24 protein-coding genes are annotated in these 26,322 nt (G+C 74.4%); 13 read left to right on the forward strand and 11 right to left on the reverse strand.

Translation table 11 applies throughout. The features are described from left to right. Nucleotides 1-2 precede the first annotated feature (2 nt). The gene (locus tag ACUXPL_RS01330) at nucleotides 3-890 is read left to right on the forward strand and encodes a sugar phosphate isomerase/epimerase family protein (protein WP_454181419.1); all 888 of its coding nucleotides are present in this window, start codon (nucleotides 3-5) and stop codon (nucleotides 888-890) included. Beyond that, nucleotides 887-1,717 carry a pyrroline-5-carboxylate reductase gene (proC, locus tag ACUXPL_RS01335; RefSeq protein WP_454181421.1) on the forward strand — a complete coding sequence of 277 codons (831 nt, stop codon included), beginning with the start codon at nucleotides 887-889 and terminating at the stop codon, nucleotides 1,715-1,717. The genes ACUXPL_RS01330 and proC overlap by 4 nt, the downstream gene beginning before the upstream one ends. 15 nt (nucleotides 1,718-1,732) lie before the next feature. On the opposite strand, the gene ACUXPL_RS01340 is transcribed toward proC, so the two are convergent. Further along, nucleotides 1,733-2,410, reverse strand: a complete 678-nt coding sequence (locus ACUXPL_RS01340; RefSeq protein WP_430753883.1) for a potassium channel family protein — start codon at nucleotides 2,408-2,410, stop codon at nucleotides 1,733-1,735. Continuing rightward, nucleotides 2,403-3,878, reverse strand: coding sequence for a TrkH family potassium uptake protein (locus tag ACUXPL_RS01345; RefSeq protein WP_454181424.1), 1,476 nt, complete (start codon nucleotides 3,876-3,878; stop codon nucleotides 2,403-2,405). Before ACUXPL_RS01345 ends, ACUXPL_RS01340 begins: the two co-directional genes overlap by 8 nt. A 136-nt stretch (nucleotides 3,879-4,014) precedes the next feature. Between ACUXPL_RS01345 and ACUXPL_RS01350 the strand changes: the two genes are divergently transcribed. From ACUXPL_RS01350 to ACUXPL_RS01360, 3 genes are all read left to right on the forward strand, one after another. Continuing rightward, nucleotides 4,015-5,268 (forward strand): acetoin utilization protein AcuC, encoded by a 1,254-nt coding sequence (locus ACUXPL_RS01350; RefSeq protein ID WP_454181426.1) that lies wholly within the window; start codon nucleotides 4,015-4,017, stop codon nucleotides 5,266-5,268. 163 nt (nucleotides 5,269-5,431) lie between these two features. Beyond that, entirely contained in the window at nucleotides 5,432-5,530 is a 99-nt protein-coding gene (locus tag ACUXPL_RS01355) for a 30S ribosomal protein bS22 (protein WP_005504750.1), read from the forward strand. Between the two features lie 95 nt (nucleotides 5,531-5,625). Continuing rightward, a complete protein-coding gene (locus ACUXPL_RS01360) occupies nucleotides 5,626-5,895 on the forward strand; it encodes a glutaredoxin family protein (protein WP_061867160.1) in 270 nt (89 codons plus the stop codon). Between the two features lie 6 nt (nucleotides 5,896-5,901). Here ACUXPL_RS01360 and ACUXPL_RS01365 read toward each other — a convergent pair whose 3' ends face one another. Further along, complete coding sequence (locus ACUXPL_RS01365; RefSeq protein ID WP_454181429.1) at nucleotides 5,902-6,642, reverse strand: hypothetical protein; 741 nt, start codon at nucleotides 6,640-6,642, stop codon at nucleotides 5,902-5,904. A 125-nt stretch (nucleotides 6,643-6,767) separates the two neighbouring features. Between ACUXPL_RS01365 and ACUXPL_RS01370 the strand changes: the two genes are divergently transcribed. The 5 genes from ACUXPL_RS01370 to ccsB all read left to right on the forward strand — a co-directional run bounded on the left by ACUXPL_RS01370 (nucleotide 6,768) and on the right by ccsB (nucleotide 11,772). After that, nucleotides 6,768-7,442 carry a histidine phosphatase family protein gene (locus tag ACUXPL_RS01370; RefSeq protein ID WP_454181431.1) on the forward strand — a complete coding sequence of 225 codons (675 nt, stop codon included), beginning with the start codon at nucleotides 6,768-6,770 and terminating at the stop codon, nucleotides 7,440-7,442. Nucleotides 7,443-7,595: 153 nt separating this feature from the next. After that, nucleotides 7,596-8,207, forward strand: a complete 612-nt coding sequence (locus ACUXPL_RS01375) for a TlpA family protein disulfide reductase (protein WP_454181433.1) — start codon at nucleotides 7,596-7,598, stop codon at nucleotides 8,205-8,207. Between the two features lie 15 nt (nucleotides 8,208-8,222). Next, nucleotides 8,223-8,978: a cytochrome c biogenesis CcdA family protein gene (locus ACUXPL_RS01380; protein ID WP_180536041.1), complete on the forward strand. Its 756-nt coding sequence runs from the start codon at nucleotides 8,223-8,225 to the stop codon at nucleotides 8,976-8,978. Then, nucleotides 8,975-10,672 (forward strand): cytochrome c biogenesis protein ResB, encoded by a 1,698-nt coding sequence (gene resB / locus ACUXPL_RS01385; RefSeq protein ID WP_454181435.1) that lies wholly within the window; start codon nucleotides 8,975-8,977, stop codon nucleotides 10,670-10,672. Before ACUXPL_RS01380 ends, resB begins: the two co-directional genes overlap by 4 nt. 2 nt (nucleotides 10,673-10,674) lie before the next feature. Then, nucleotides 10,675-11,772: a c-type cytochrome biogenesis protein CcsB gene (ccsB, locus tag ACUXPL_RS01390; protein ID WP_454181437.1), complete on the forward strand. Its 1,098-nt coding sequence runs from the start codon at nucleotides 10,675-10,677 to the stop codon at nucleotides 11,770-11,772. Nucleotides 11,773-11,787: 15 nt separating this feature from the next. On the opposite strand, the gene ACUXPL_RS01395 is transcribed toward ccsB, so the two are convergent. After that, complete coding sequence (locus tag ACUXPL_RS01395; RefSeq protein ID WP_454181439.1) at nucleotides 11,788-12,192, reverse strand: PLDc N-terminal domain-containing protein; 405 nt, start codon at nucleotides 12,190-12,192, stop codon at nucleotides 11,788-11,790. Between the two features lie 65 nt (nucleotides 12,193-12,257). On the opposite strand from ACUXPL_RS01395, the gene ACUXPL_RS01400 reads away from it, so the two are divergent. Further along, complete coding sequence (locus tag ACUXPL_RS01400) at nucleotides 12,258-12,533, forward strand: DUF4229 domain-containing protein (protein ID WP_454181441.1); 276 nt, start codon at nucleotides 12,258-12,260, stop codon at nucleotides 12,531-12,533. A 57-nt stretch (nucleotides 12,534-12,590) separates the two neighbouring features. Here the strand turns inward: ACUXPL_RS01400 and ACUXPL_RS01405 are convergent, their stop codons facing one another. From ACUXPL_RS01405 to ACUXPL_RS01425, 5 genes are all read right to left on the reverse strand, one after another. Next, the gene (locus ACUXPL_RS01405; protein WP_454181443.1) at nucleotides 12,591-13,463 is read right to left on the reverse strand and encodes a 1,4-dihydroxy-2-naphthoate polyprenyltransferase; all 873 of its coding nucleotides are present in this window, start codon (nucleotides 13,461-13,463) and stop codon (nucleotides 12,591-12,593) included. 127 nt (nucleotides 13,464-13,590) lie between these two features. Beyond that, complete coding sequence (locus tag ACUXPL_RS01410) at nucleotides 13,591-14,772, reverse strand: AMP-binding protein (RefSeq protein ID WP_454181445.1); 1,182 nt, start codon at nucleotides 14,770-14,772, stop codon at nucleotides 13,591-13,593. Between the two features lie 66 nt (nucleotides 14,773-14,838). Then, nucleotides 14,839-16,404 (reverse strand): aspartate:alanine exchanger family transporter, encoded by a 1,566-nt coding sequence (locus ACUXPL_RS01415; protein WP_454181447.1) that lies wholly within the window; start codon nucleotides 16,402-16,404, stop codon nucleotides 14,839-14,841. A gap of 30 nt (nucleotides 16,405-16,434) precedes the next feature. Then, complete coding sequence (locus ACUXPL_RS01420; RefSeq protein WP_051995303.1) at nucleotides 16,435-17,418, reverse strand: 1,4-dihydroxy-2-naphthoyl-CoA synthase; 984 nt, start codon at nucleotides 17,416-17,418, stop codon at nucleotides 16,435-16,437. A 144-nt stretch (nucleotides 17,419-17,562) separates the two neighbouring features. Further along, complete coding sequence (locus tag ACUXPL_RS01425; RefSeq protein ID WP_454181449.1) at nucleotides 17,563-19,017, reverse strand: glucose-6-phosphate dehydrogenase; 1,455 nt, start codon at nucleotides 19,015-19,017, stop codon at nucleotides 17,563-17,565. A 169-nt stretch (nucleotides 19,018-19,186) separates the two neighbouring features. On the opposite strand from ACUXPL_RS01425, the gene ACUXPL_RS01430 reads away from it, so the two are divergent. Continuing rightward, on the forward strand, nucleotides 19,187-21,085 hold the full coding sequence (locus ACUXPL_RS01430; RefSeq protein ID WP_454181451.1) for a glycoside hydrolase family 15 protein: 1,899 nt from the start codon (nucleotides 19,187-19,189) through the stop codon (nucleotides 21,083-21,085). Between the two features lie 28 nt (nucleotides 21,086-21,113). On the opposite strand, the gene ACUXPL_RS01435 is transcribed toward ACUXPL_RS01430, so the two are convergent. Beyond that, nucleotides 21,114-23,360 (reverse strand): S9 family peptidase, encoded by a 2,247-nt coding sequence (locus ACUXPL_RS01435; RefSeq protein WP_454181453.1) that lies wholly within the window; start codon nucleotides 23,358-23,360, stop codon nucleotides 21,114-21,116. 103 nt (nucleotides 23,361-23,463) lie between these two features. Then, nucleotides 23,464-24,954, reverse strand: a complete 1,491-nt coding sequence (locus ACUXPL_RS01440) for an NCS2 family permease (protein WP_454181455.1) — start codon at nucleotides 24,952-24,954, stop codon at nucleotides 23,464-23,466. 65 nt (nucleotides 24,955-25,019) lie between these two features. Between ACUXPL_RS01440 and ACUXPL_RS01445 the strand changes: the two genes are divergently transcribed. Beyond that, nucleotides 25,020-26,318 (forward strand): MFS transporter, encoded by a 1,299-nt coding sequence (locus tag ACUXPL_RS01445; protein WP_454181457.1) that lies wholly within the window; start codon nucleotides 25,020-25,022, stop codon nucleotides 26,316-26,318. Nucleotides 26,319-26,322 lie beyond the last annotated feature (4 nt).

The raw sequence follows: 26,322 nt of genomic DNA on the forward strand, positions 1-26,322 counted from the left end.
CCATGGCGGACTCCACCGCGCACCTGGCCCCCGCGGCGCGCTTCGGCGCGGACATCCCCGTGACCCTGTCCTCCTCGTCCGTGTTCCCCCTGGGCACCCAGGACGTGTTCGCCACCGCCGAGGACCTCGGCTACGACGGCGTCGAGGTCATGGTCACGCACAACGCGTGGAGCCAGGACGCGCGGCGGCTGACGCGGCTGTCCGAGCGGCACGGGATGCCCATCGACTCCATCCACGCGCCCACCCTGCTGTTCACGCAGCAGGTCTGGGGCTCCGCGTGGTCCAAGATCCGCCGCTCGGTGGAGCTGGCGCAGGCCGTGGGGGCGGCCACCGTGGTCGCCCACCCGCCGTTCCGCTGGCAGGGCACGTACGCGGTGGGCTTCGCCGAGGGCATCCACGAGCTGATGGCGGAGACCGGCGTCGTGATCGCCGTGGAGAACATGTACCCGTGGCGGGCCTACGGCCGCGAGGCCAAGATGTACCTGCCGCACTGGAACCCGCTGCCCGAGCCGTACGAGCACATCTGCTGGGACTTCTCGCACGCGGCCATCGCCCGGGCGGACTCCCTGGCGGCCGTCCGCGAGCTCGGCCCGCGGCTGCGGCACATCCACCTCACCGACGGCAACGACTCCGGCAAGGACGACCACCTGGTCCCCGGCGAGGGCACGCAGCCCGTGGCCGAGACCCTGCGCCACCTGGCGGCCGAGGGCTTGGCCGGTGCGGTGTGCGTGGAGGTGGGCACGCGCGGCGTGGAGTACGCCGGGCAGCGCGAGGAGAAGCTCGCCGCCTCGCTCGCGTTCGCCCGCGAGCACCTGGCCGCCGGCGGGACCGACCACCACGACGACGACGGCGTTCCGCGCCCGACCACGAAGGAGACGGACCGACCATGAAGCTGACCATCCTGGGCCTGGGCACCATGACCGGCGCGATCCTCGCCGGAGCCCTCGACGCCGGCGCCGTGCGCGCCGAGGACGTCACCGCCACCACCCGCTCCGCCGCGTCCGCCGAGACGGCCGCCGCGCAGCACGGCGTCACCGTGACCTCCCAGGAGCGGGACGAACGCGCCAACCATGCCGCGGTCGCCGAGGCGGACATCGTCCTGGTGGGCGTGAAGCCGAAGGACATGGTCGCCACCCTCACGGACCTGGCGCCGTCGCTGCGCCCCGAGACCGTGGTGGTGTCCGTGGCAGCCGGCGTCAGCTCCGTCACCATGGCCGCCGTGCTGCCGGCGGGGCAGCCGATCGTGCGGACCATGCCGAACACGCCCCTGACGGTGGGCTCCGGCGTCGTCGGCATGGCCCCCGCGCCGGGCGTCACCGAGGAGCAGACCACCGCCGTACGCGCCCTCTTCGAGGGCTCCGGCCTGGTGGTGCCGGTGGCCGAGGAGCAGCTCTCCGCCGTGGTGGCCACCGCCGGCTCCGCCCCGGCCTACGTGTTCCTGCTGGCCGAGCTGATCGCCGCCCACGGCGCCGAGATGGGACTGGACGCCGCCGCCGCCGAGGCCATGGCCGCGGCCACCGTCAAGGGCGCCGGCATCATGCTCCAGCAGGAGGGGGCCAGGGCCGAGGCTCTGCGCAAGGCCGTGATGAGCCCGAACGGCACCACCGAGAAGGCCGTGGAGGCGTTCCTGGACGGCGGCATGGTCGACCTCGTGAACCGCGCCATGGACGCGGCCGCCCGCCGCGACGAGGAGATGGCCGAGGAGTTCGGGGCCTGACGGCTCCGGCGTGCCTCAGGGCCGGGCCGCGAACCGGTCGATGAGGTCCGTGTGGCCCGAGACGATGAGGGTGTCGCGCGGGCCCACCCGGGTGTCCGGCTGGGCGTAGGTGAAGTCCTCGCCCGGGGTCTTCACACCCACCACGGTCACGCCGTACTTGGAGCGCACGTGGGACTCGGCGAGCGTGAAGCCCACGCACTCGGCCGGCGGGTACATCTTCACGATCGCGAAGTCATCGTCGAACTCGATGAAGTCGAGCATGCGCCCGTTCACGAGGTGGGCGGCGCGCACGCCGGCGTCGTGCTCCGGGAAGATCACGTGGTTCGCCCCGATCCGCTTGAGGATCGTGCCGTGCGCCTCGCTGATCGCCTTCACCCAGATGTGGGGGATCTCCAGGTCCACGAGGTTCACGGTGATCAGCACCGAGGCCTCGATGGAGGTGCCCACGCCGACCACCGCCGTCGCGAAGTCCTGCGCGCCGAGCTGGCGCAGGGCCTCGGGGTCGGTGGCGTCCGCCTCCACCACGTGGGTGAGCGAGGGGGCGAAGCGCTGCACGAGGACGGGGTCCCGCTCGACGGCGAGCACCTCGCGGCCCTGGGCGACGAGCTCCTCGGCCGTGGCGGCGCCGAAGCGGCCCAGCCCCACGACGAGCACGGGGGCGTTGGGATCGGTGCGCTGCGGGGTGTCAGCCAATGACCGGCCTCTCGACGGGGTAGCGGTAGAGCACGCGCCGCTGGCGCAGGGCCAGGGCGGCGGCGAACGTGATCGTACCAACGCGGCCCGCGAACATCATGGCCGTCAGGACGTACTTGCCGGTCGGTGGGCTCTCCGCGGAGACGCCCACGGAGAGCCCGCACGTGCCGAACGCGGAGATCACCTCGAACAGGGGCCGCTGGAGGGACTCGTCGGTGATGTGCACCAGCGCCAGAGCGGCCACGAGCACGAGGGTGGCACCGAGGGCGAGCACCGCGATGGCCACGCGCAGCGACTCGGGGGCGATCGTGCGGCCGTGCGCCGTCACCTCGCGGTCGCCGCGCGCCTCCGCCACGATCGCGAGGAACATGATCGCCAGCGTGGTCACCTTGATGCCGCCCGCGGTGGAGGCGGACCCACCGCCCACGAACATCAGCGCGTCCATGAGCAGCAGGGACTCGGGCTGGTGCGCGTTCGTGTCGTCGATCGCGAAGCCTCCGGAGCGGGTCATCACGGAGCCGAACAGGGAGTGCCCGACCCGCTGCCAGAAGCCCATGCCGGCCTGGGTCGCCGGGTTGCCCGCCTCGAAGAAGAAGAGGGCGACGGCGCCGAGCACCAGCAGGGCCAGCGTCACCTCCACCGTGAGCTTGGTGTGCAGGTTCCACTCCCGGAACCGCCACCCCTTCTCCAGCAGCACCATGACCACGGGGAAGCCGAGCGCGCCGAAGAACACGCCGACGCCGAGCACCGTGATGATCACCGGGTCGTGCATGATCTCCGGCAGGCCGTCCACGTGCAGGCTGAACCCCGCGTTGTTGAAGGCGCTGACCGAGTAGAAGACCCCGTGCCACAGGCCGGTGAGCCACGAGCCGGAGATGGCCGCGAACCGCGGCACGAGGAAGAGCGCCAGCGCGGCCTCGGCGGTCAGCACCGTCAGGACGACGACGCGCAGCAGCTGGCCGACCTCGCCGAGACTGCCGGAGGTCATGCCCGCCTGCTGCGTCGCCAGCTTCGACCTCAGGCCCAGATGCCGGGAGACGGCCAGCGTGAGCAGCGAGGCCATCGAGAGGATGCCCAGGCCGCCGATCTGGATGGCCACGAGGATGATCACCTGGCCCGCGGGGGACCAGTGCACGGCCGTGTTGACGGTGGTCAGACCGGTCACGGAGAAGGCGGAGACCGCGGTGAACATGGCGTCGTGCAGGGGGGTGGCGTGGCCGTCCGCCGCGGCCCACGGCAGGGCGAGGAGCCCGGTGAACACCAGGGCCATGAGGGCGAAGGCGGAGAGGGCGGCGCGGGCCGGGGAGCCGCCCACCACCGAGCTGACGGCGCGACCCGAGCGCCGCAGCGCCGTGCGCAGGTCGGTCGAGGACTCCAGCGTGGAGGCCTGGCCGGGCCGGGGGAGGCCGCCGGGCCGGCGCACCCCGCCGTGGCGGCGGGCGTGCGGAGTCGGACGGGGACCTGCCACGGGGCACCTCCTGCGCGGGGGACGGGGATCGGACCGGCTCCCAGTATCGCGCTCCCCGTGGCCCGCGCGTCACGCGGGTGAGACATCCGAGGCGGTCGTCGCCACCGTGCCGCCCGGAGCCCTAGGCTGGGCCGTGATGAGCACCACGTCCACCCCTCCCGCTCCCACCCCCGCCGCTGTGGTGTGGGACTCCAGCCTGCTCCGCTACCGGTTCAGCGCGGAGCACCCGATGGCGCCCCTGCGGCTGGACCTCACGCACCGGCTCGTGGAGGCGTTCGGCCTGCTGGACGCGCCCCACGTGCGGATCGTGGAGCCGCCCGTGGCCACGGACGAGCAGCTCGCCCTCGTCCACGACCCCGAGTACGTCGCCGCCGTGCGCCGGGCCGCGGCGACGTCGTCGGCCGAGGACGGCCGCTTCGGCCTGGGCACCGAGGACTGTCCCGTGTTCCCGGACCTGCACGAGTCCGCCGCCCGGATCGCGGGCGGCTCCCTCGTCGCCGCGGAGGCGATCTGGTCCGGCGAGGTGGACCGCGCCGTGAACTTCGCCGGCGGCATGCACCACGCCGCCCGGTCCTCGGCGTCCGGGTTCTGCATCTACAACGACTGCGCCGTGGCCATCCAGCGCCTGCTGGACCTCGGCGCGGAGCGCGTGGCCTACGTCGACGTGGACGCGCACCACGGCGACGGCACGCAGTCGATCTTCTACGACGACCCCCGCGTGCTCACCATCTCCCTGCACGAGACGGGCATCAGCCTGTTCCCGGGCACGGGCTTCGCCAACGAGATCGGCGGCTCGGCCGCGCAGGGCACCGCGGTGAACGTCGCGCTGCCCCCGCGCACCGGTGACGCCGGCTTCCTGCGCGCCGCCCACGCCGTGGTCCCGCCCCTGCTGCAGGCGTTCGCCCCGGACGTGCTGGTCAGCCAGCACGGCTGCGACGGCCACCTCACGGATCCGCTCGCCGACCTGCGGCTGAGCGTGGACGGCCAGCGCCAGCTCGCGTTCGACGTCGGCGACTGGGCCGACCGGTTCGCGCACGGCCGGTGGCTGGCCACCGGGGGCGGCGGCTACAACCCGCTGCGGGTGGTGCCGCGCGCGTGGACCCACCTGACCGCCGCCGTCCTGCAGACCCCGATCCCCGTGAAGAGCGAGATCCCCGCCGCCTGGATCGAGCACGTCCGGGCCCTCACCGCGGACGAGCTGACCGGGGACATGTCCGTGCACGAGGGGGACGACGCCGAGCGGATCCCCACCGTGATGGGCGAGGACGCGGACGTGTGGTGGCGCTCGTGGGAGGTGGGCTACGACCCGGCCGACCCGGTGGATCAGTCGATCATGGCCACGCGCCGCGAGGTGTTCCCGCTGCACGGGCTGGACCCCTGGTTCGACTGAGCCGGTCCCCGTCCCGGTTCGACCGGGGCCCGTGCGGCCGGTATTGTGGCCGAGAACGTTTCCAGGCGTTCCACATCCGGTGGAATGCGGGTCGGCGTGTCCGGCGCCCCGGATGCCTGCGGTCCCACGACCGCCGACCCTCGCCCCGATTCAAGGAGTCCCCATGGGATCTGTGATCAAGAAGCGCCGCAAGCGCATGTCGAAGAAGAAGCACCGCAAGCTGCTTCGCAAGACCCGTCACCAGCGTCGCAACAAGAAGTGACGCCCGCGCCCTCCGGGCGCTGACGAGACGAAGCCGCCGTCCCCTTCCGGGGGGACGGCGGCTTCGTCGTGGACGGCGATCCGTAGAGTGGGGCCATGACCGCCGATCTGCCCGCCACCACCGCCCGCGTCCAGCTGCTCGTGAAGCCCGGCTGTCACCTGTGCGCCGAGGCCGAGGCCACGGTGGCGCAGGTGTGCGACGCGCGGGGCGAGGCCTGGGAGGCCGTCGACGGCGCCGCGCATCCGGCCCTGCTCGAGCGGTTCGCGGACGAGGTGCCCGTGCTGTTCGTCGACGGCGTCCAGCGCGACTTCTGGCGCGTGGACCCGGCCCGTCTGGGCCGGCTCCTGGACGCCCCGCGGGCCTGAGCGGGCTCAGCGGCGCGCGAAGCGCTGCCAGGCCTTCAGCCGCATGTACTCCGTGGCGTCCGGGCGGTAGGCGAGCACGATGCCGGCGACGCCGAGGCCCACCCACACCAGGTCCAGCGGGCTGAACGCCCCCATCACGGCGTTGGAGACCAGCACCAGCACGGACAGGGCCGCCAGCACCGTTCCGACGATGCGCGCGGCGCGCGAGCCGCCGCGGATCGCGAACGCCACCCACAGGTAGACGAGGAACGCGAGCACGCCGAACACGGCCGCCGTCGTGGCGAGGGTCGGGAGCATCCCGTCCATCATGGCGCGCATCTGCTCCGCCTGGTCGGCGGGCAGATCCATCTGCTCGACGGACCGGTCCAGCTCCTGCTGGATCGCGGCCTGGCCCTCCGGCTGGGTGATGGCGAAGGCCGCCAGCAGGGTCGTCGCCAGCAGCAGGAGGCCGCCCGAGACGATCAGCCAGAACGCGGCCGTCAGGGAGCGCGGCCGCGGGGGCAGCTCGACCGGGCCGGGAGACTGCCAGCCGGCCGGGCCGTGGGGGGAGGGGGCCTGGGGCATCCCCGCCTGGCCCGGGGCGCCGTACGGAGTCGCCGGCGGTGCGCCGTAGGGGCTCTGGCCGTACGGGCTCGCGCCCGCCGGGTCGGAGGAGCCCGGGGTCGGCCCCTGCGGGGCGGCGCCGTAGGGGTCGGTGCCGTACGGGTTCTGGCTGCCGTGGGGATCGGTGGGCGAGGTGCCGGACATGGGGCCTCCTAGCGACGCCGACGCTCGCGGCGCCTCGATGCGGACGGGGGTGGCGGCGCGGTCGCGCCGAGCTGTGCCCCACGCTACCGCCGGGGCCACCGGTCCGCCTCTGCCAGACTGGCCCCATGCAGACGCTCGCCACCGTCCACCTGGTCCGCCACGGAGAAGTCCACAACCCCGATCGTGTCCTCTACGGCCGCCTACCGGAGTTCGGGCTCTCGGAGCTCGGCCACGAGATGGCCCGGGGCGTGGCCGCGTGGTTCGCGGAGCGCGCCGCGCAGACCGGCCGGGCGCCCGCCGTCGTCGCCGCCTCCCCGCTGACCCGCGCGCAGCAGACCGGCGCGCCCATCGCGGCCGCGTTCGACCTGCCGCTGGTCACCGAGCCGAACCTGATCGAGGCGGAGAACGCCTTCGAGGGCATGTCCCAGGTGGCGGCGTCGCTGAAGCGGAACCCGCGGCTGTGGCCCCGGCTGCGCAATCCCCTGCGCCCGTCCTGGGGCGAGCCGTACCGCGCGCAGGCCGCCCGGATGCTGGCCGTCGTCGACCGGCTCCGCGGCGAGGCCGTGGCCGCCGAGGGGCCCGGCGCCGAGTCCGTGCTCGTCTCGCACCAGCTGCCGATCTGGGTGACGCGCCTGGCCGTCGAGGGCCGTCCGCTGTGGCACGACCCGCGCCGGCGTGAGTGCTCGCTGACCTCCGTGACCTCGCTCGTGTACGAGGAAGGGCGCAGGGTGCCGCGCGTCGAGTACCACGAGCCGAACCAGGCCCTGCTCAAGGACGCCTCCTCCCTGCCGGGCGCCTGAGGCCCCGACGGCGGCCGGCGTCGACGACGCCGTCCGTGGCCTCCCACGGGGTGGGGGTGTGACGTCCAGGGTTCAGTCAGAATGCGGGGCGGACAGTAGACTCCCCAGGTCCCCGGAATCCAGCCCCGCGCGTCCCCTGGAGGGCAGCCCGCCATGCAGACCCCCCGTCCGTCCCGTCGCACCGTGCTGACCGGCCTCTCGCTGCTCGGCCTCGCGCCCGTCCTCGCGGCGTGCTCGGGGGACGACTCGCTGACGCGGCAGGCCGGCAACGCGGACGGCAAGAACTACATCGCCGGAGACGGCTCGGTCCGCGAGATCGCGCAGGAGGAGCGCGGCGCGCCGGTCGAGTTCTCGGCCGAGCTCTTCGACGGCAGCCCCGTGACCGGCGCGAGCCTGCGCGGCGCCCCGGCCCTGCTGAACTTCTGGTACGCCGCGTGCGCCCCGTGCCGCGTGGAGGCCCCCCACCTCGTGGCCCTGCACGAGCAGTTCGAGCCGCAGGGCGTCCGGTTCCTCGGTGTGAACGTGCGGGACACCGCCACCACCGCCCAGGCGTTCGAGCGGACCTTCGAGATTCCGTACCCGTCCGTCGAGGACGCCCGCGGCGAGGTCCTGCTGAACATGACCGACCACGTGCCGCCGCAGGCCGTGCCCTCCACCCTCGTCCTGGACGCGCAGGGGCGCGTGGCCGCGCGGGTGCTCGGCGCGGTGGAGGAGTCCACCCTGCGCGCGCTGCTGACCACCGTGGTGGACGAGGCCGCGGCCTGACCGGCTGCCGAGTCCATGCGGAACAATCCCTTCGCCGAGATCGCGCTGGACGGCTCGCTGCTGCTCGCTGCCCCGATCGCCCTGCTCGCCGGCCTCGTCTCCTTCCTCTCGCCGTGCGTCCTGCCGCTCGTGCCCGGCTGGCTCGGCTACGTCACGGGCCTGGGCGGGGACGTGCTCACCACCCGACGCCGCGGCCGCCTCGTGCTCGGCGCCGTGCTGTTCGTGCTCGGCTTCGCCGTGGTGTTCGTGGCCATCAGCGTGGTCTTCACGCAGGCCATGGTGTGGCTGCAGCGCGACGGCCAGTGGGTGACCCGCGTGCTCGGCGTGCTCGTCGCCCTCCTGGGACTGGTGTTCATGGGCGGCGGCGGACGCCTCCAGCAGGAGCGGCGCCTCCACCTCAAGCCCGCCGCCGGCCTGGCCGGGGCGCCGCTGCTCGGCATGACCTTCGGACTCGGGTGGGCCCCGTGCATCGGCCCGACCATGGCGGCCGTGCTCGCCATGTCCACCGCGGGCTCCGGCTCGCTCGGGCGCGGGGCGCTCCTGGCGTTCCTGTACTGCCTGGGCCTCGGCGTGCCGTTCGTGCTCATCGCCGTCGGCATGGAGCGTGGCATGCGGGCGGTCGGGTTCTTCACGCGGCACCGCGTGCTGATCATGCGGCTCGGCGGCGCCCTGCTGGTGCTGCTCGGCCTGCTCATGGTCACCGGCGTGTGGACGCACTGGACCACGCAGCTGCAGTTCTGGTTCGCCAATGAATGGAGGATGCCCCTGTGAGCTCGAAGGCCGACCGCGCCCGCTCGGAGGACGTCGCCCTCCCCAGGCTGGGCCTGACCGGGACCCTGCGCTGGATCTGGACCCAGCTGACCAGCATGAGCACCGCGCTCATGCTGCTCCTGCTGCTCGCGGTCGCCGCGGTGCCCGGATCGCTCGTGCCCCAGCGCCGCGCCGGTCCCGAGGTCGTGGACCAGTGGATCGCGGACCACCCCTTCTGGGGCCCCGTCCTGGACGCGCTGCAGTTCTTCGACGTCTACAACTCCGTGTGGTTCTCGGCGATCTACCTGCTGCTCTTCGTCTCGCTGGTGGGCTGCGTGTGGCCCCGCGCCGTCCAGCACGCCCGGGCCCTGCGCCGCCCCCCGGCCCGCACGCCCCGGAACCTGACGCGCCTGCCGGCCTCCGGCGTCGTGGTCCTGGAGGACGGCGGCCCCGGCCCCGAGGAGGCCGTGGCCCGCGCCCAGGCGTGGCTGCGCAGGCGGCGCTACCGCGTGGAGCGGCGCCTCGAGGACGGTGGCGCCTCCGTGGGCGCCGAGCGCGGCTACCTGCGCGAGATCGGCAACATCCTGTTCCACTTCTCCCTGATCGGCGTGCTCGTGTTCATGGCCTACGGCGGGATGACCAAGTACACGGGCCAGAAGATCATCGTGGAGGGGGAGGGCTTCGCCAACAACCTCGTCGCCTACGACTCCTTCACCCCCGGCGCGTACTTCAGCGCGGACGACCTGCAGCCGTTCTCCCTCACCCTGGACTCGTTCGACGCCGTGTTCGAGCGGCAGTCGGAGACCCACTACGGCCAGCCGCTGGACTACACCGCCGTCATGGAGGTCCGCGAGGGCACCGAGGCCGAGCCGCACCAGGAGGTCCTCAAGGTCAACCACCCGCTGAGCATCGACGGTGTGCGCGTCTACCTCGTGGGCAACGGCTACGCGCCCGTGGTCACCGTCCGCGACGGCAACGGCGACATCGCGTTCCAGGGCCCGGTGGTCACCCGCGTGTTCGACCAGAACTACGGCTCGCAGGCCACCCTCAAGGTGCCCGACGCGCGGCCGGACCAGCTGGGCTTCGTGGGCTTCTTCCTGCCCACGGCGGTGGAGGACGAGAAGGGCGCCGCCTTCTCGGCCGACCCCGAGCTGCTCCGCCCGCAGCTGCAGCTGAACTCGTACGTCGGCGACCTCGGCCTGGACTCCGGCCGCCCGCAGAACGTGTACGTGCTGGACACCGCAACCCTCACCGAGCTCAACAGCCGCACCAACGAGAACGGCGGCATCGTGCTCAGCCAGGGCCAGACGTACGAGCTGCCCGAGGGCAAGGGCTCCCTCAGCTTCGACGGCGTCCGCCGCTACGTCGGCCTGGACATCCACTACGACCCGGGCAAGTGGGGCGTCGGCGTGTTCGCCGGCACCGCCCTGCTCGGCCTGGCGATCAGCCTGTTCGTCCGCCGTCGCCGCGTGTGGGTGCGCGCCCGCACCGACGACGACGGCCGCACCCGCGTGGAGTACGCGCTGCTCGCCCGCGGCGAGGAGTTCGGCCTCCACGAGGAGCACGTGGCCCTGCGTGCCGCCATGGAGAAGTGGTGGCCCATCGTCGCCGCCACCGAGGCGGCCGACGACGCCGCGGCCGGTGCCGCCCCCCAGTCCACCCCCACCACCCCCGAGACCCCCGCCGGCCCCGCCGACGCCCGATCAGGAGACTGACAGTGTTCAACCCCACGGCCCCCGTGAACGAGCAGCTGGCGCTGTACAGCGACCTCTTCATGCTCATCGCCGCGCTCGTGTACGCGGCGGCGTTCATCCTGTTCTCCATCGACATGGCCACCGCCTCGGCCACCATCCGCCGCCTCGAGGCCGACCTCGCGGCCCAGCGCGGGCAGGTGCGCACCGCTCCGGACCGCGAGACCGTGGGGGCCGCCGTCGGCGGGTCCACGGCGGTCGGCGCGAGCGACTCCGACACGGCCCGGCCGTCCGCCGCCGAGCCCGGCATCGACGCGGACGGCGACCTCGTGGACGAGGACATGGACTACACGGGCGGCGGCCGCCGCCCGGTCGCCAACGTGGCGGTGGCCGTGCTGGCCGTCGGCTGGGCGCTGCACGCGTTCGCCGTCGTCGCCCGCGGCCTCGCCGCCTCCCGCGTGCCGTGGGGCAACCTGTACGAGTTCATGACCACCGGCGCGCTCGTGATCACGACCGTCTACCTGCTGTTCCTCTTCCGCAAGGACCTGCGCTTCGTGGGCACGTTCGTCACCGGTCTCGTGGTGGCCATGATGTGCGCGGCCACCATGGGCTTCCCGACGCCGGTGGGCCACCTCCAGCCGCCGCTGCAGTCGCCGTGGCTCGTCATCCACGTGTCCATCGCCGTGCTGGCCAGCTCGCTGTTCGCGCTGACCGCCGCGATGTCTGTGCTGCAGCTGCTGCAGGACCGCGCGGAGAAGCGCGCCGCGGCGGGCGAGGGCTCGTGGGCGTTCCTGCGCCTCGTGCCGGCCGCGCAGGGGTTGGAGAACTGGTCCTACCGCCTCAACGCGATCGCCTTCGTGATGTGGACGTTCACCGTGATCGCCGGCGCCATCTGGGCCGAGGCCGCGTGGGGCCGGTACTGGAACTGGGACACCAAGGAGGTCTGGTCCTTCGTGATCTGGGTGGTCTACGCGGCGTACCTGCACGCCCGCGCCACCCGCGGCTGGACCGGCGCCCGCGCGGCCTGGCTGAGCATCGTGGGCTTCCTGTGCATCGTGTTCAACTACACGATCGTGAACACGTACTTCCCGGGCCTGCACTCGTACGCGGGTCTGCCCGGCTGAGTCCGGCGGGGCCCCTCAGGCGCGCGGCCCGTCGCCGTCCGGGTCGGCGTCGTCGTCGCCCTGCTCCCGACGACGGCGCAGCTCCTCCTCGCGGGCGCGCAGCTCGGCCTCGCGGCGGTCCAGGTCCTGCTCACGGGCGTCCTGGCGGCGCTGCACGCGCAGGCTGCGCAGGAACGCCTCGTCGTCGTCCGGCGCCCCGGTGGGTCGGGGCGCGGGGGCGCCGCCCGCCCCGGCCGGGCGGGCGCGCCCGAGCAGCAGCCACAGCAGCGGCCCCACGAGCGGCACGAGCACGATGACCGCCACCCACGCCGCCTTCGGCAGGCTGCGCACCTCGCGGGCGGGGGTCAGCAGCGCCTCGAACAGCGCGTAGAGGGTCAGACCCGCGAGGATGATCGCGGCGGGGATGATGAAGCGGCCCATCCCGCCAGTCTAGGCGCGAGCTGTGGGATCGGCGGGCGGGGCGCCCGTCCTCGTAGGATGGACCGGTGCGCATCTTCTTCTACGGTCTGGTCCGCGTGGTCGTCTTCGTCGCCCTGTGGGCGCTGTTCTACTACGTGATGGACCTCGGGATGATCTTCGGAGTGATCGCGGCCACGATCCTGACGTTCGCGGTCAGCTACCTCTTTCTCGGCCGCCTGCGCACGGGGGCCACCGAGGACCTGTCCGCCGCGTGGGAGGGCCGCACGGGCCGCCGGGGCCGCACCGAGACCGCCGACGCGGACGCCGAGGACGCCTACACCGAGGGCCGGTTCCGCGAGTGAGCCCCGCGGGGCGACGGGGCGGATGCCGCCGCCGACGCCGCCGTCATTCCGTGCGGCTCAGAGCAGCGCGCCGAGGGTGAACGTGATCGCGTAGACGATCCCGATCACGCCCGTCGCGCGCAGCACCGGGATCAGCGCCCGGCGGTCGTCGGCGCGCAGCACCGTGCGGATCGGCCGGATCGCGAGCAGGCCGCCGATCGGCACGAGCAGCAGCCCCGGGTGCACCGCCACCCAGAACAGCGGCAGCAGCAGGGCGGCGGCCAGCATGACGCCGTAGGACGCCCGCGCGGGTCCGTCGCCCAGGCGGGCGGCCAGCGTCATCTTCCCGACCTCGCGGTCCGTGGGGATGTCCCGGATGTTGTTGGCCATGAGCAGGGCCGTGGAGATCAGCCCGCAGCCGATCGCGCCGGCCCAGGCCAGGCCGCTGACGGCGTCGGCCTGGGTGTACGTGGTGCCGAGGACGGCCACCAGCCCGAAGAACACGAACACGAACACCTCGCCGAGGCCGAGGTACCCGTACGGCCGCTTCCCGCCGGTGTAGAACCACGCGGCCAGCACGCAGGCGACGCCGACCAGCAGGAACCACCAGTGCCCCGAGAGCAGGATGAGCCCCAGGCCGGCCAGCCCGGCGAGGCCGAAGAACGCGAAGGCCGCCTGCTTCACCCGGGTCGCGGGCACGAGCCCGGAGACGGTGAGCCGGAAGGGGCCGACGCGCTCGTCGTCGGTGCCGCGGATGCCGTCCGAGTAGTCGTTGGCGTAGTTCACGCCGATCTGCAGCGCGAGTGACACCACGAGGGCCAGCAGCGCCGCGCCGAGGTGGAAGGAGCCGAGCTCCGCGGCGGCGGCCGAGCCGACGATCACGGGGGCGATCGCCATGGGCAGCGTGCGCAGGCGCGCGGCGGCGACCCACTGGGAGAGCGTGGCGGCCATGGGCGGGTGTTCCTCCTGGGGAGCGGGGTGGGCGGCGGCGCGCGGCGGGCCGGGTCGACGGCGGAGCGCGGCCGGGGCCCGACGTCGGCCGGGCCCGGGTCATTCTCCCACGCGGGCGGGGCGGCGCTCAGCCGGCGGTGAACCGGGCGGCCAGGGCCTGCCGGTCCGTCTTGCCAGTCGAGAGCAGGGGCAGGGCGTCGAGGACGAGCCACGTCTTGGGCACCGCGGCCGCACCCAGCGCCGCGCGCACGTGGGCGCGCAGGACGGCCTCGTCGGGGGCCGCGGACAGGTCGGCGGGCACGACGGCGGCGCACAGCCGGGCGCCCCACTCGGGATCCGGCACGCCGGCCACGTGGGCCGCCGCGACGCCCGGGTGCGCCTCGAGCACTGCGGTCACCGCCGCCGCGGACACCTTCACCCCGCCCGTGATGACGACGTCGTCCAGGCGACCGGTCACGGCCAGCCGCACGCCGCCGTCGTCGGTGGGGGAGAGCACGCCCGTGTCCTCGGTCAGGAAGGCGCGGGCGCCGTCCGCGGCGGTGACGAAGTGGGCGGCGGTGCGGGCGGGGTCGTCGAGGTAGCCGGCCGCCACCATGGGTCCGGCCAGGCGCACGCGCGGCGGGGCGTCGGGGTCGTCCGGGGCCACCGCGGCGGTGACGCCGGGCAGCGGCACGCCGTCGTAGACGCAGCCGCCGCACGTCTCAGCCATGCCGTAGGTGGCGGTGAGACGCACCCCCGCCGCCTCGGCCGCGGCCCGCAGCGCGGGATCGAGCCGGGCGCCGCCCACGAGCACGCGGTCGAAGGAGCGCAGGGCCGCCCGCCCGGCCGGGTCGGCGTCGGCCGCGAGGAGGCGGGCGAGCTGGGTGGGGACGAGCGAGACGAGCCGGGGGCCGGCGTGGTCGGGCAGGGCGGCCGCCCCGGTGGCGAACGCCGCGGGCGTGAACGGGCCCGGTGGCAGGGCCACGGGTGCGGTCCCGGCCGCGATCGAGCGGGAGAGCACGGCGAGCCCGGCCACGTAGTGCACGCCGAGGGCCAGCAGCCACGCCCCCTCGCCGCCGAGCCGCCGGGCCGTGGCCGCGGCCGAGGCGCGCAGGGCCGCGCCGGTCAGGACGATCTGCTTCGGCGTGCCCGTGGACCCGGACGTGCGCACCACGGCGACGGCGTCCGGGTCGCCGCAGCGGCGCGGGTCGCGGGCCTCGGGCCGGGGGAGCGCGGCGCCGTCCTCGGTCAGCTCGACGGGGGCGCCGCCGTCGAAGGCCGCGGCGAGGGCGTCCGTGGCGCGGGCGAGGGCATCGGCGGTGGCGGGCATGGCCCCGAGTGTAGGAGGCCCGGCAGTCGGACGGACCCGCCCCGCGGGTCGGATCCGGCTGGCCGGTCAGAGCATGAACGGCACGGTGGCGATCTTGACCACCATGATCAGCGCGAACAGCTGGGCGTACCCCTCGGTCACGCGGGCGTCGGTGGACCGGGAGAGCGCGTAGTCCAGGATCGCCGGCTGGCCCGTGATGCCCGCCAGCGCCCCGTAGGTGCGATCCACGGACTGCCCCAGCAGCCGTGCCGCGGCGATGAGCAGGGCCGCGGTCAGCGCGGTGAGCACGGCGGACATCAGGATGGCCAGCCCGCCGACCCGGGTGAACACCGTCTCGATGAACGCCGGGCCGGCGGCCAGGCCCACCACGCCCAGGAAGAGCATGAGGCCGAACTGCCGCAGCGTCAGCGCGATCTCGGTGGACGGCTCCCACACCGTGGGTCCCGTTCGGCCGATCGCACCGAGGGCGAGGCCGACGAGGATGCACCCGGCCGCCGGGCCGAGGGAGAAGGAGGCCCCGCCCGGAAGCGGGATCGTCACCATGCCCAGCAGGTAGCCCAGCGCCATGCCCGTGCCCAGGGAGATCCAGTCCAGGTTCGAGAGCCCGCGCGTCGAGTTGCCGAAGAAGTCGCGCACCGCCTCCATCCGCGGCGCGGTGGTCACGATGAGCACCCGGTCGCCGACCTTGAGCTCGGTCTGTGGGGTGGCCAGCGACTCGACGTCGTCGCGCCGCAGCCGGGCGACGTCGGTGCCGAAGCGCTCGCGCAGGGACAGCGTGCCCAGGCGGCGATCGGCCAGGGCGCGGGCCGTGACGATGACCATGGAGGTCTGCAGCGGGGTCATCACCTGCGCCGGGTCGGCGCCGGTGCGGCGGCCGAAGGCCTCCACGGCCGCGTCGATGTTCTTCTCCGTGCCGTCCAGGACGACCTCGTCCCCGGGTTCGATCCGGTCGGCGGAGCCGGCGATCCGGGCCACGCCGCCGTGGCGCAGCGCCACCACGCGCACCAGCCCGTCGGAGATCCCCGGGATCTCCCGCACGGCGAGGGCGGAGGTGGCGGCCGCGGCGGTGAAGCGCAGCTTGCCGTCGGTCACCGGCGCCGGATCGCGCGGGGAACTGCTCCACGGGCGGGCGGCGAGCAGGGTGATCGCGATGATGGTGCCGACCACGCCCACCAGGTAGGACAGCCCGTAGCCCACGGCCGGGGCCTGCCCGCCGGTGAGCTGGTTCGCCAGCGCCATCGCCGGCGTCGCGGTGAGCGAACCCGTCCACACGCCGATCGCCGTCGGCAGGTCCAGGTTGAGCAGCGCGGCCAGCGGGTGCACCGTGAAGGTGGTGAGGATCACCACGACGACGGCGGCCAGCATCAGGGGCAGGTTGCGGCGCAGGTCCCGGAAGAACACCTTGCCGGCGCCGAGCCCGATCAGGTAGGCGAACAGGGCCAGGCCGAAGCTCTGGAACAGGGCCAGCCGGTCGCCGACGTCGGGCAGCACCGCCCCGACGAGCAGGCCCACGAACAGGGCTCCGGAGGCGCCGAGGCGGATCTTGCCCAGGGGGATGGTGCCGACGGCGGCGCCCAGGGCGACGGTGGCCATGAGGACGAGGATGGGCTGGTCGTTGAGCAGTGCGAGCATGGGCGGGTCTCCGTCCTGCCTGGTGGTCGGTCAGAAGTGGTACGGGAAGGCGGACCAGTCCGGGTCGCGCTTCTGCAGGAACGCGTCCCGGCCCTCCACGGCCTCGTCCGTCATGTAGGCCATGCGCGTGGCCTCGCCGGCGAAGACCTGCTGGCCGGCCATGCCGTCGTCGGGAAGGTTGAACGCGAACTTGAGCATGCGCAGGGCCTGGGGGGACTGACGGTTGATGTCCGCGGCGTACTCGAGGGCGACCTCCTCGAGGCGCTCGTGGTCCACGGCCTCGTTCACCGCGCCCATGGCCACCATCTCCTCGGCCGAGTACTCGCGCGCCGTGAAGAAGATCTCGCGGGCGCGCTTCTGGCCCACCTGCCGAGCGAGCAGGGCCGAGCCGTAGCCGGCGTCGAAGGAGCCCACGGTGGCGTCCGTCTGCTTGAACTTCCCGTGCTCGCGGGAGGCCAGGGTGAGGTCCGCGACCACGTGGAGTGAGTGGCCGCCGCCGGCCGCCCAGCCGTTCACGACGGCGATGATCGCCTTGGGGGAGGTGCGCATCAGGCGCTGGACCTCGAGGATGTGGAGGCGTCCGGCGCGGGCCGGGTCGATGGTCTCGGCCGTCTCCCCCTCGGCGTAGCGGTAGCCGTCGCGGCCTCGGATGCGCTGGTCCCCGCCGGAGCAGAACGCGTGGCCGCCGTCCTTGGGGGAGGGGCCGTTGCCGGTGAGCAGCACCGTGCCCACGTCCGGGGTCATGCGGGCGTGGTCGAGGGCGCGGTAGAGCTCGTCCACGGTGCCGGGGCGGAACGCGTTGCGGACCTCGGGGCGGTCGAAGGCGATGCGCACCGTGGGCAGGTCGCGCACCCAGCGGCCGTCGGCATCGCGCTCCACCTGACGGTGGTAGGTCAGGTCCTCGAAGTCGAAGCCCTCGACCACGCGCCAGCGCGTGGGGTCGAAGATGTCGGAGACCTGCTCAGGCAGGCGGTCGCGGTCGGGGCGGGCGGCGTCGGGCTGCGGGGTGCTCATGGGGCCCGAGTCTAGGCCCGCCGGGCGAGACGGGGGCAGTGGGGTTCTGAGGGAACATCCCGCCCACAGTCGGCGGAGTTGCCGGCCCGCACCGCACGACGCCGCTCCCCTCGCCGCCGTGCGACCCACGGTCGCTCCCGCGGATCACCTCTCCGGCCAGTCCTCCGGTCCCGAGGACCCGGCGGTGTACTCGTCGAGGGGCACCCGCCCCGCGTCCCACGCCTCGATCACGGGGGCCAGGATGCGCCAGCACTCCTCCGCGGCGTCGCCTCGGACCGAGAGCATCCGATCCCCGGTGAGCACGCCGCGCATCACCTCGCCGTACGCGTCCACGTCCTCCTCGGCCAGGTCCGCCGCGAGCACGCTGCGCTCCGCGACGAACGGGGTGTCCGGCCCGTCCACGGCCAGCTCCACCCGCAGGGCCCGTGGGTCCAGTCCCACCACGATCCGCTCCCGGCCCGCGGCCGCCTCCAGCCCCGCAGGCACCCCCTCGGGCGGCCGCAGCGAGAGCACGACCTCCCAGCGGCGCGGCTCCAGCGCCTTGCCGGACCGCAGCCGGAACGGCACGCCCGCCCACCGGCCGGTCCGGACCTCCAGCTCCACCTCGGCGAGCGTCTCGGTCCCGTTCTCCGGGTCCACGCCCTCCTCGGCGACGTAGTCGGGCACGTCCTGGCCTCCCACCGTCCCCGCGGTGTACCGGGCCCGGCGCGAGGAGGCGACCGCGTCGTCGTCGCGCACGTGCGTGGCCCGCAGCACCTCGACGACGGCGTCCTGCAACGCGTCCGGGGTGAGACGCCGCGGGGGCTCCAGGGCCACCATGGCCAGCACCTGCAGCAGGTGGGACTGGAGCATGTCCTCGAGAGCCCCGGTGCCGTCGTAGAACCCGGCGCGCCCCTCCAGGGCCAGGGACTCGTCCGCCACGATGTCCACGTGCTCGACGTCGGCCGCGCTCCACACGCGCTCCAGCACGCGGTTGGCGGTGCGCAGGGTGAGCAGGCCCGAGACCATCGACTCCCCGAGGAAGTGGTCCACGCGGAACACGTCCTCCTCCTCGGCGATCCGCCCCAGCAGCGCGTTGAGCTCGCGCGCCGACCGCTGGTCCGAGCCGAACGGCTTCTCCAGCACGATGCGCAGCCCCTCCGGGCGGTCCTCCACCTGCTCGAGCGCCGCGCACGCCTCGGCGGCGAGGTCCGGGTCCAGCGCCAGGTACAGCACGACGACGGCCTCCTCCCCGGCGGCCTCGCGGGCGGCGACGAGCAGGGCGCCCAGGTCCTCGGGGTCCGAGGCGTCGGCGGTGCGCCAGACGGCGCGCTCGACGAGGCCCGCCCGTGCGTCGGCGTCCAGATCCGTCTCTCCCACGGCCTCCTCGATGACGCCGCGCCACTCCTCGAGCGAATGGCCGTCCGAGTGGGCCGAGCCCACCAGGGTCACCTCCGGCAGGTCGTGGACCGTGAGGGCCCGGGCCAGCCCCGGCAGCAGGAGCCGTCGGGTCAGGTCACCGGTCGCGCCCACGATCACGAGCGCCACGGACGCGGCGGCCCGGTCGTCGTCGGGTGCCGGGGATGCTCCGGTGGGGCAGGGGTTCTGGACGTCGGGCATGGGTCCTCCTGGACGGGGCGGGCAGACGGAACGGGGGAGCGGGGCGGGTGCGCGGGCGGCGGCCGGGCAGGACCCGGCCGGCCACGCCATTCTCCCGGTGACGTCGTCGCGGGTCCACGCCGCGCCCCCGACTGGCCCCGCCTCCCCCCGGGGTGATGGACTGCCCTGCATGAGCGCCCAGCCCCGCATCGACGACCACGCCTTCCTGTCCCACCAGCTCAGCGGGGCACTGGTCTCCCGGGAGGGGGCGATCACGTGGCTGTGCCTGCCCCGCTTCGACTCGGCCTCGGTGTTCACCTCGCTCCTCGGCACGCGGGAGCACGGCGAGTGGAGCCTGGGGATCGAGGACGGCGAGGTCGCGGAGCGCGCCTACCTGCCGGGCACCCTCGTGCTGCGCACCCTCTGGCGTTCGCCGTCCGGGGAGGCCGAGGTGCTGGACTTCATGCCGCTCATGGACGCGGACGGCGTGGGGGACGCCCTGGGGGACGACGGCGGCCCCGACGGGACCGGGGCGTCCGAGGCGGCGGCGCGGGCCGACGTCATGCGGCTGGTCCGCTGCATCGCGGGACGCGTGCGCGTGAGGCAGTCCGTGTTCGCCCGCCTCGACTACGGCGAGGTCGAGCCGTGGGTCTCGCGTCAGGAGGACGCAGACGGGGAGTCGTTCCTGGCCGTCGTCGCCGGCGGGGACGCGCTCGCGGTGCACGGGCCGGACCTGGAGCCGGTGGACGGGCATCACGAGGGCACGACGGAGCTGGTCGCCGGGGAGTCCGCCCAGTGGTGCCTGACCTGGTACCCGGCGTGGGGCATGGCCCCCTCCGCGCCCCGCGCCGGGGACGTGCTGGAGGCCACCGTGCGCAGGTGGCGCGGCTGGCTGGAGGAGTCGACCCGGGAGGCCCCGCGGGCGGACGACCCGCTCGCCGATCGGGTCCAGCGATCCCTCCTCGTGCTCAAGGGGCTCACGCACCGGGCCACGGGCGGCATCGTGGCGGCCCCGACCATGAGCCTGCCGGAGGACATCGGCGGGGTCCGGAACTGGGACTACCGCTATGTGTGGCTGCGGGACACCGCGCTCGCCCTGGAGGCCCTGCTCGCGCACGGGCACGTGGAGGTGGCGACGGCCTGGCGCGACTGGCTGCTGCGCGCCATCGCGGGGGAGCCCCACGAGGTGCAGGTCATGTACACGCTCTCGGGGGAGCGGCACATGCCCGAGCGCGAGCTCGATCACCTCCCCGGCCACGCGGACTCCCGGCCCGTGGTCGTGGGCAACGGCGCCGCGGACCAGTGGCAGGCGGACGTCGTCGGCACCGTGATGATGGCGCTGTGCGCCCTCCGGGACGCCGGTGTTCCGGAGGACGAGTGGTCCTGGCCGCTGCAGAAGCGGCTCGTGGAGCGCGTCGTCGCGCACCGGGAGGACCCGGACCACGGGCTGTGGGAGATGCGCGGGGAGCCTGCCTTCTTCACGCACGGCCGCGTCAAGATGTGGGCCGCGCTGGACCGTGCGCTGCACGCCGTGGCCACCCACGGCGTGCCCGCCACGGAGGCGGAGACCGCGGCGTGGGAGCGCCACCGGGACGAGCTGCGGGAGGAGATCCTCACCCGCGGCGTGCACGCGGACGGCCACTTCACCCAGACCTACGGCTCGGACGCGGTGGACGCCTCGCTCCTCCAGATCCCCCACACCGGGTTCCTGCCCCCGGACGACCCGCGCATGCTCGCCACCGTACGGCGGATCGAGGAGGATCTCGTCACGGAGACCGGCCTGGTGCGGCGCTACCGCCCGGACGGCTCCGACGGGTTGCCCGGTGAGGAGGCGCCGTTCCTCGCGTGCGCCTTCTGGCTCGTGGAGCAGTACGCGCGCACCGGCCGCCTGGACGACGCCGAGGCCCTCATGGAGCGGCTCGACGCGTGCGCGAACGACCTCGACCTCATGGCCGAGGAGTACGACGACGGCCAGGACCGCATGGCGGGCAACTTCCCCCAGGCGTTCAGCCACCTGGGGCTGCTGCGCGCTGCCGACGCGCTGGCCCAGGTCCGCGCGGCCGACGGGGCCGGGGAGGCCGGAGACTGACCGGTCCCGGGCGAACACCCCGCCCCCGTCACACCACGCGGCGGGTCGCCCCCAGCGCGGTCAGCAGGAACGCGTACTCCCACGCGGTGTCCTCCCAGCCCTGGTACCGGCCGGACGCGCCGCCGTGGCCGCCGTCCATCTCGGTGCGCAGCAGGATCGGGGCGCCGCCCTCGGCCAGGGGCGTGGCCTGGTCGCTCGTCACCGTCCGCCGCAGCTGGGCCACCCACTTGGCCGGCTCGACGTAGTGCACGCGGGTGTCGTTCAGGCTCGTCACGGCCGCGATCGCCGGGTAGTCCACCGCCCGCACGTTCTCGTACGGGGTGTAGGCGCGCATGGCCTCGTACACGGCCGCGTCCTCGATCGGGTTGCCCCACTCCTCCCACTCGAGCGCGGACAGCGGCAGCTCCGGGTCGAGGATGGTGGTGAGCGCGTCCACGAACGGCACCACGGCCAGGCACGCCCGGTACAGCTCCGGCGCGAGGTTCAGCACCGCGCCCATGAGCAGGCCGCCGGCCGAGCCGCCCATGCAGGCCACGCGCGCCGGGTCCGCCCAGCCGAGGTCCACGAGGTGCCGGGTGGCGTCCACGAAGTCCGTGAAGGAGTGCCGCTTGGCCAGCTTCTTGCCGTCCTCGTACCAGCGCCGGCCCAGTTCGCCGCCGCCGCGCACGTGCGCGACCGCGAACACCACGCCCCGGTCCAGCAGGGACAGCCGGGCCACGCCCAGCACGGGGTCCATGGACATCTCGTAGGAGCCGTAGCCGTACACCACGCACGGGGCCGTCCCGTCCGGCTTCACGTCGCGGCGCCGGATCACGGTGACGGGGATCCGCACCGGCTCACCGGTGATGGAGCTCGGCTCGGAGGCCGGCGCCCACACGCGCTCGGCCACGTAGCGCTCGGGGTCGTAGCCGGGCACCTCGGTCTCGCGGCGCAGGTGCACCTCGCCGGTGGCCGCGGAGACGTCCAGCACGCGCGCGGGCGTGATCCAGGACGTGTAGGCCAGGCGCAGGAACGGGGACTCGGCCGCCGTGGCGGACAGGTGGCACGCGTAGAGCTCCTCGTCGAACGCGGGCTCGCGCCAGTCGGCGCCCTCACCCGCCAGCACCGCCTCCAGCTCGGCGACGACGACGCGCGGGGTGGTCTCCCGGCGCACGGCCAGGGCGGCGTGGGTCAGGGTGACCATGACGCCGTCGACCTTCACGTCCTCGCGGTGCGGCACGACGGTGCGCCAGGCGCCGCGGTCGGCGACGTCCGCCTCGGCGACCACCGAGAGCACCCCGTTGGGCGCGGCGACGGGGGCGCCGTCGTCGTCCAGGGCGCGGTCGTGGACCACGAGCAGCCGGCGGACGCCGTCGGCGTCGGTGATGGGCTCGACGTCCGCGAGCATCCGCCACGCGCGGGGGATCAGCACGCGCGGGGCGGGCAGGGGCGCGGCGGGGTCCTCCGGCAGGTCAACCACGAGGGTCTCGGAGACCTCCGAGTTGCCGACGCCGATCAGCAGCTGGGTGCGGTCGGCCACGCCCTCGAAGCCGGTCCACATGCCCGGGTCGGCCTCCTCGTGCAGGAGCACGTCCTCGGCCGGGTCGGTACCGAGCACGTGGGCCTTGACCTGGTACGGCCGCCACGAGTCGTCCCACACGGTGTAGAACACGCGGGTGCCCGATCGGTCGAAGCGGACGCCGTGGGCCACGTTCTCGACCGCGTCCGGCAGGTCCTCGCCCGTGGCGATCTCGCGCACGCGCAGGGTGAAGCGCTCGTCGCCGGTGTGGTCCACGGCGTAGGCCACCCGGGTGGCGTCCGGGCTGATGTGCATGCCGCCGAGCGCGAAGAACGGGTGGCCCTCGGCCTCGGCGTTGCCGTCCAGGATCACCTGCTCGCCCGGCAGGGCGGCGTCCGGAGTGATGACGGGCGGGGTCCAGTCGGCCTCGAGGTCGCCGGTGTCGCGTGCGGGCACGCGGCAGTGGATCGGGTACTCGGCGCCCTCGCGGGTGCGCACGAAGTACCACCAGCCGCCCCGGCGGGCGGGCACGGAGCGGTCCGTCTCCACCGTGCGGGCCTTGATCTCGCCGACGATCGCCTCGCGCAGCGGCGCCTGGTCCGCGGTCACGGCCTCGGTGTACGCGTTCTCGGCGGCCAGGTGCTCGAGCACGCGGGGCTCCGCCTTGCCGCGCAGCCACTCGAAGTCGTCCTGGAACGTGTGGCCGTGGTGGCGGCGGGTCACGGGCTCGGCGGAGACGGGCGGCGGGACGGGGGCGTGCGAAGTGGTCTGGGGCATGCGGCCCATCCCATCACGCCGCGCGGGGCGGGGCCGACACCCCGCGCCGCACACGACGACGGCGGCGCACCGGGTCCGGTGCGCCGCCGTCGGGGGTGGCGGGTCAGTTCAGGCCGAGGGCCGCCCGGACCACGCCGAGCCCGAAGTACGCGACGAACGCGAGCGCCACGAACCACAGCAGCGGGTGCACCTCGCGGCCGCGGCCCTGGCCCGTGCGGATCACCGCGTAGGCCACCACGCCGGCGCCGATGCCGTTGACGATCGAGTAGGTGAACGGCATGAGGATGAACGTGAGGAACGCGGGGAAGGCCGCGCCCGGGTCGGACCAGTCGATCTGCACCACGTGCTGGCACATCATGAACCCGACCACCACGAGCGCGGGGGCCACGGCCTCGAACGGCACGAGGTGGATGAGCGGGGAGAGGAACACGGCCGCGAGGAAGAACAGGCCGGTGAACACGGAGGCCAGGCCGGTCCGGGCGCCCTCGCCGATGCCGGTGCCGGACTCCACGAAGATCTGGTGCGCCGAGCCGGAGGCGCCGCCGCCCACGGTGACCGCGAGCGCGTCCGCGGCGAGCACCCGGTTCAGGTCGGGGATGGAGCCGTCCGGGTTCACGGTGCCGGCCTCGCGGGCCAGGCCCACGGAGACGCCCATCGCGTCGAAGAACACGGAGAGCAGGATCGCGAACACGAGCAGGGAGGCCATCAGCCCGCCCACGGAGGTGAAGGCGCCGAACAGGTCCACGCTGCCGAGCAGGTGCAGGTCCGGGGCGGTCCACTCGGGCAGGGAGGGGGCGATCAGGGACCAGCCGGTGGGCACGGCGTTCCCGTCGGCGTCCACGGAGGGGCCGATGTGGAACACGGCCTCCAGCACGTTGGCGAGGATCGTCGCCGCGACGATGCCGATCAGGATCGCGCCGCGCACCTTGCGGATCACGAGGACCGCGGTCAGCAGCAGCCCGACGACGAAGACCAGCACGGGCCAGCCCTCGAGCTCGCCGCCCGTGCCCAGGCCCACCGGGACCGTGGTGTCGGCGGCGTCCGGCAGCCGCCGCACGAACCCGGCGTTGACGAGACCGATCAGCGCGATGAACAGGCCGATGCCCACCACGATGCCGGACTTCAGCGCCTCCGGGACCGCGTCGAACACGGCGCGGCGGAAGCCGGTGACCACGAGCAGCAGCATCACGAGACCGGCGAGGGTGACGAGGCCCATCAGCTGGGGCCAGGTGAGCCCCGGCGTCGTGGCGATGGTGATGGAGACGAACGCGGAGACGCCCAGGCCCGCGGCCACCGCGAACGGGTGCCGCGCCCACACGCCCATGACGATGGTCATGACGCCCGCCACGAGCGCGGTGACGGCGGCCACGGCGGGGATGCCCAGGGTGTTCCCGGCCGAGTCGGGCCCGGACAGGATCAGCGGGTTCAGCACCACGATGTAGCTCATCGCCAGGAACGTGGCGAGGCCGCCGCGGAACTCCTGGCCCACCGACGAGCCGCGCTCGGTGATGCGGAAGTACCGGTCCAGGGCGCCGCGGGAAGCGGCGGGGGACGGGGCGGGCGAGGGCGGCGGGGAGGCGGTGCGGGAGGCCATGGCACCAGCGTAGTGACCCGGCCCCACGACGATGGCGCGCGTGCAGTCCCGCTACGCTCGCGGGCATGCGTCCCCGCTCCGCCTCCGCCGCCCGCACCCGGGAGGCGCTGCGCGACGCCGTGCAGATCTACGCCCCCTCCACCGTCTACGCCGTCGGCCTGGGCGCCATGACGCCCGCGCTCGCGGTGGCGGCGCTGGCCCTCGGCCTGGACGCGGCGCGGGCGGCCGCCGTCGTGCTGCTGGTGGGGTTCGGCTCGCTCGTGGCCAACGGGCCGGCCTCGGCGCTCGCGGCCCGGGCGGGGGAGCGGGTCACCATGGTCGTCTCCGCCGTGCTCGGCACGGCCGGCGCGGGCCTGGCCTGGGCGACGACGGCCGGGGTGTCCTCCGGGCCGTCGGCGGCGGGGGTGGCCGAGCCGGGGCGGCTGGCGCTGTTCCTGGCCGCGGTGCTCGCCGTGGGCATGGCCGGGGCCGGGTTCAACCTGGCCCGGCAGGCGTACCTGGCGGTGGCGGTGCCGGCCACGCACCGGGCCCGCGCGATGTCCACGCTCGGCGGGACCGTGCGGATCGGGACCTTCCTGGGCCCGTTCCTGGGCGCCGCCGCGCAGGCCCCGCTCGGGCTGGACGGCGCGTTCGCCGCGGCCGCCGCGGCCATGGCCGTCGGCGCCCTGCTGTGCCTGCGGATCCGGGATCTGCCGGTGCCGGCGTCCGGTCCGGCGGCGGGGGAGGACTCCGCCCCGGCCGGCCGACCCCGCCTGCTGGACGTGGCGCGCGCCCGGCGGGGGGCGTTGCTCGCGGCCGGCTTCGGTGTCGTGGCCGTCTCCGCCGCCCGCGCGGCGCGCAACGCCGTCATCCCGCTGTGGGCCACGCACCTGGGCCTGGACGCGGCGACGGCGTCGCTCGTCTTCGGCCTGGCCGGCGCGGCGGACCTGCTGCTCTTCTACCCCTCGGGTCGGCTCATGGACCGCTTCGGCCGGCGCGCCGTGGCGGTGCCGTGCCTGACCCTGCTGGGGGCGGGGTTCCTGGCCATCAGCTTCACCCGGGAGCCGACGGCGTTCGCGGCGGCGGCGGTGCTGCTGGGCATCGGCAACGGCTTCGGCGCGGGGATCGTGATGACCCTCGGGGCGGACCACTCGCCGCCCAACGCGCGCGCCCAGTTCCTCGGCCTGTGGCGCTCGATGTCCGACGCGGGGATGCTCGCCGGGCCGCTGCTGCTGTCCGGGGTGACCGCCGCGGCCGGGCTGGCCGTCGGCGTCGGCTCCCTCGCGGTCGTCTGCGGTGTCGGAGCGGTCGTGTTCGCCGCGGTGCTGCCGCGCGGGCCGGGGGCCGTGGCGGACCCGCCGGCCGTCGTCGTGCGCTCCCGCTGACCGG

It is taken from the genome of Micrococcus sp. 140720015-1, from assembly GCF_053627595.1.

Coding starts and splice junctions, on each gene's coding strand:
- ACUXPL_RS01435 (WP_454181453.1), bottom strand. CDS start 23,360: ATGCCCCAGACCACTTCGCACGCCCCCGTCCCGCCGCCCGTCTCCGCC.
- ACUXPL_RS01360 (WP_061867160.1), top strand. CDS start 5,626: ATGACCGCCGATCTGCCCGCCACCACCGCCCGCGTCCAGCTGCTCGTG.
- ACUXPL_RS01330 (WP_454181419.1), top strand. CDS start 3: ATGGCGGACTCCACCGCGCACCTGGCCCCCGCGGCGCGCTTCGGCGCG.
- ACUXPL_RS01430 (WP_454181451.1), top strand. CDS start 19,187: ATGAGCGCCCAGCCCCGCATCGACGACCACGCCTTCCTGTCCCACCAG.
- ACUXPL_RS01365 (WP_454181429.1), bottom strand. CDS start 6,642: ATGTCCGGCACCTCGCCCACCGATCCCCACGGCAGCCAGAACCCGTAC.
- ACUXPL_RS01445 (WP_454181457.1), top strand. CDS start 25,020: ATGCGTCCCCGCTCCGCCTCCGCCGCCCGCACCCGGGAGGCGCTGCGC.
- ACUXPL_RS01370 (WP_454181431.1), top strand. CDS start 6,768: ATGCAGACGCTCGCCACCGTCCACCTGGTCCGCCACGGAGAAGTCCAC.
- ACUXPL_RS01355 (WP_005504750.1), top strand. CDS start 5,432: ATGGGATCTGTGATCAAGAAGCGCCGCAAGCGCATGTCGAAGAAGAAG.
- ACUXPL_RS01415 (WP_454181447.1), bottom strand. CDS start 16,404: ATGCTCGCACTGCTCAACGACCAGCCCATCCTCGTCCTCATGGCCACC.
- ACUXPL_RS01420 (WP_051995303.1), bottom strand. CDS start 17,418: ATGAGCACCCCGCAGCCCGACGCCGCCCGCCCCGACCGCGACCGCCTG.
- ACUXPL_RS01405 (WP_454181443.1), bottom strand. CDS start 13,463: ATGGCCGCCACGCTCTCCCAGTGGGTCGCCGCCGCGCGCCTGCGCACG.
- ACUXPL_RS01410 (WP_454181445.1), bottom strand. CDS start 14,772: ATGCCCGCCACCGCCGATGCCCTCGCCCGCGCCACGGACGCCCTCGCC.
- ACUXPL_RS01350 (WP_454181426.1), top strand. CDS start 4,015: ATGAGCACCACGTCCACCCCTCCCGCTCCCACCCCCGCCGCTGTGGTG.
- ACUXPL_RS01440 (WP_454181455.1), bottom strand. CDS start 24,954: ATGGCCTCCCGCACCGCCTCCCCGCCGCCCTCGCCCGCCCCGTCCCCC.
- ACUXPL_RS01375 (WP_454181433.1), top strand. CDS start 7,596: ATGCAGACCCCCCGTCCGTCCCGTCGCACCGTGCTGACCGGCCTCTCG.
- ACUXPL_RS01395 (WP_454181439.1), bottom strand. CDS start 12,192: ATGGGCCGCTTCATCATCCCCGCCGCGATCATCCTCGCGGGTCTGACC.
- ACUXPL_RS01380 (WP_180536041.1), top strand. CDS start 8,223: ATGCGGAACAATCCCTTCGCCGAGATCGCGCTGGACGGCTCGCTGCTG.
- proC (WP_454181421.1), top strand. CDS start 887: ATGAAGCTGACCATCCTGGGCCTGGGCACCATGACCGGCGCGATCCTC.
- ACUXPL_RS01425 (WP_454181449.1), bottom strand. CDS start 19,017: ATGCCCGACGTCCAGAACCCCTGCCCCACCGGAGCATCCCCGGCACCC.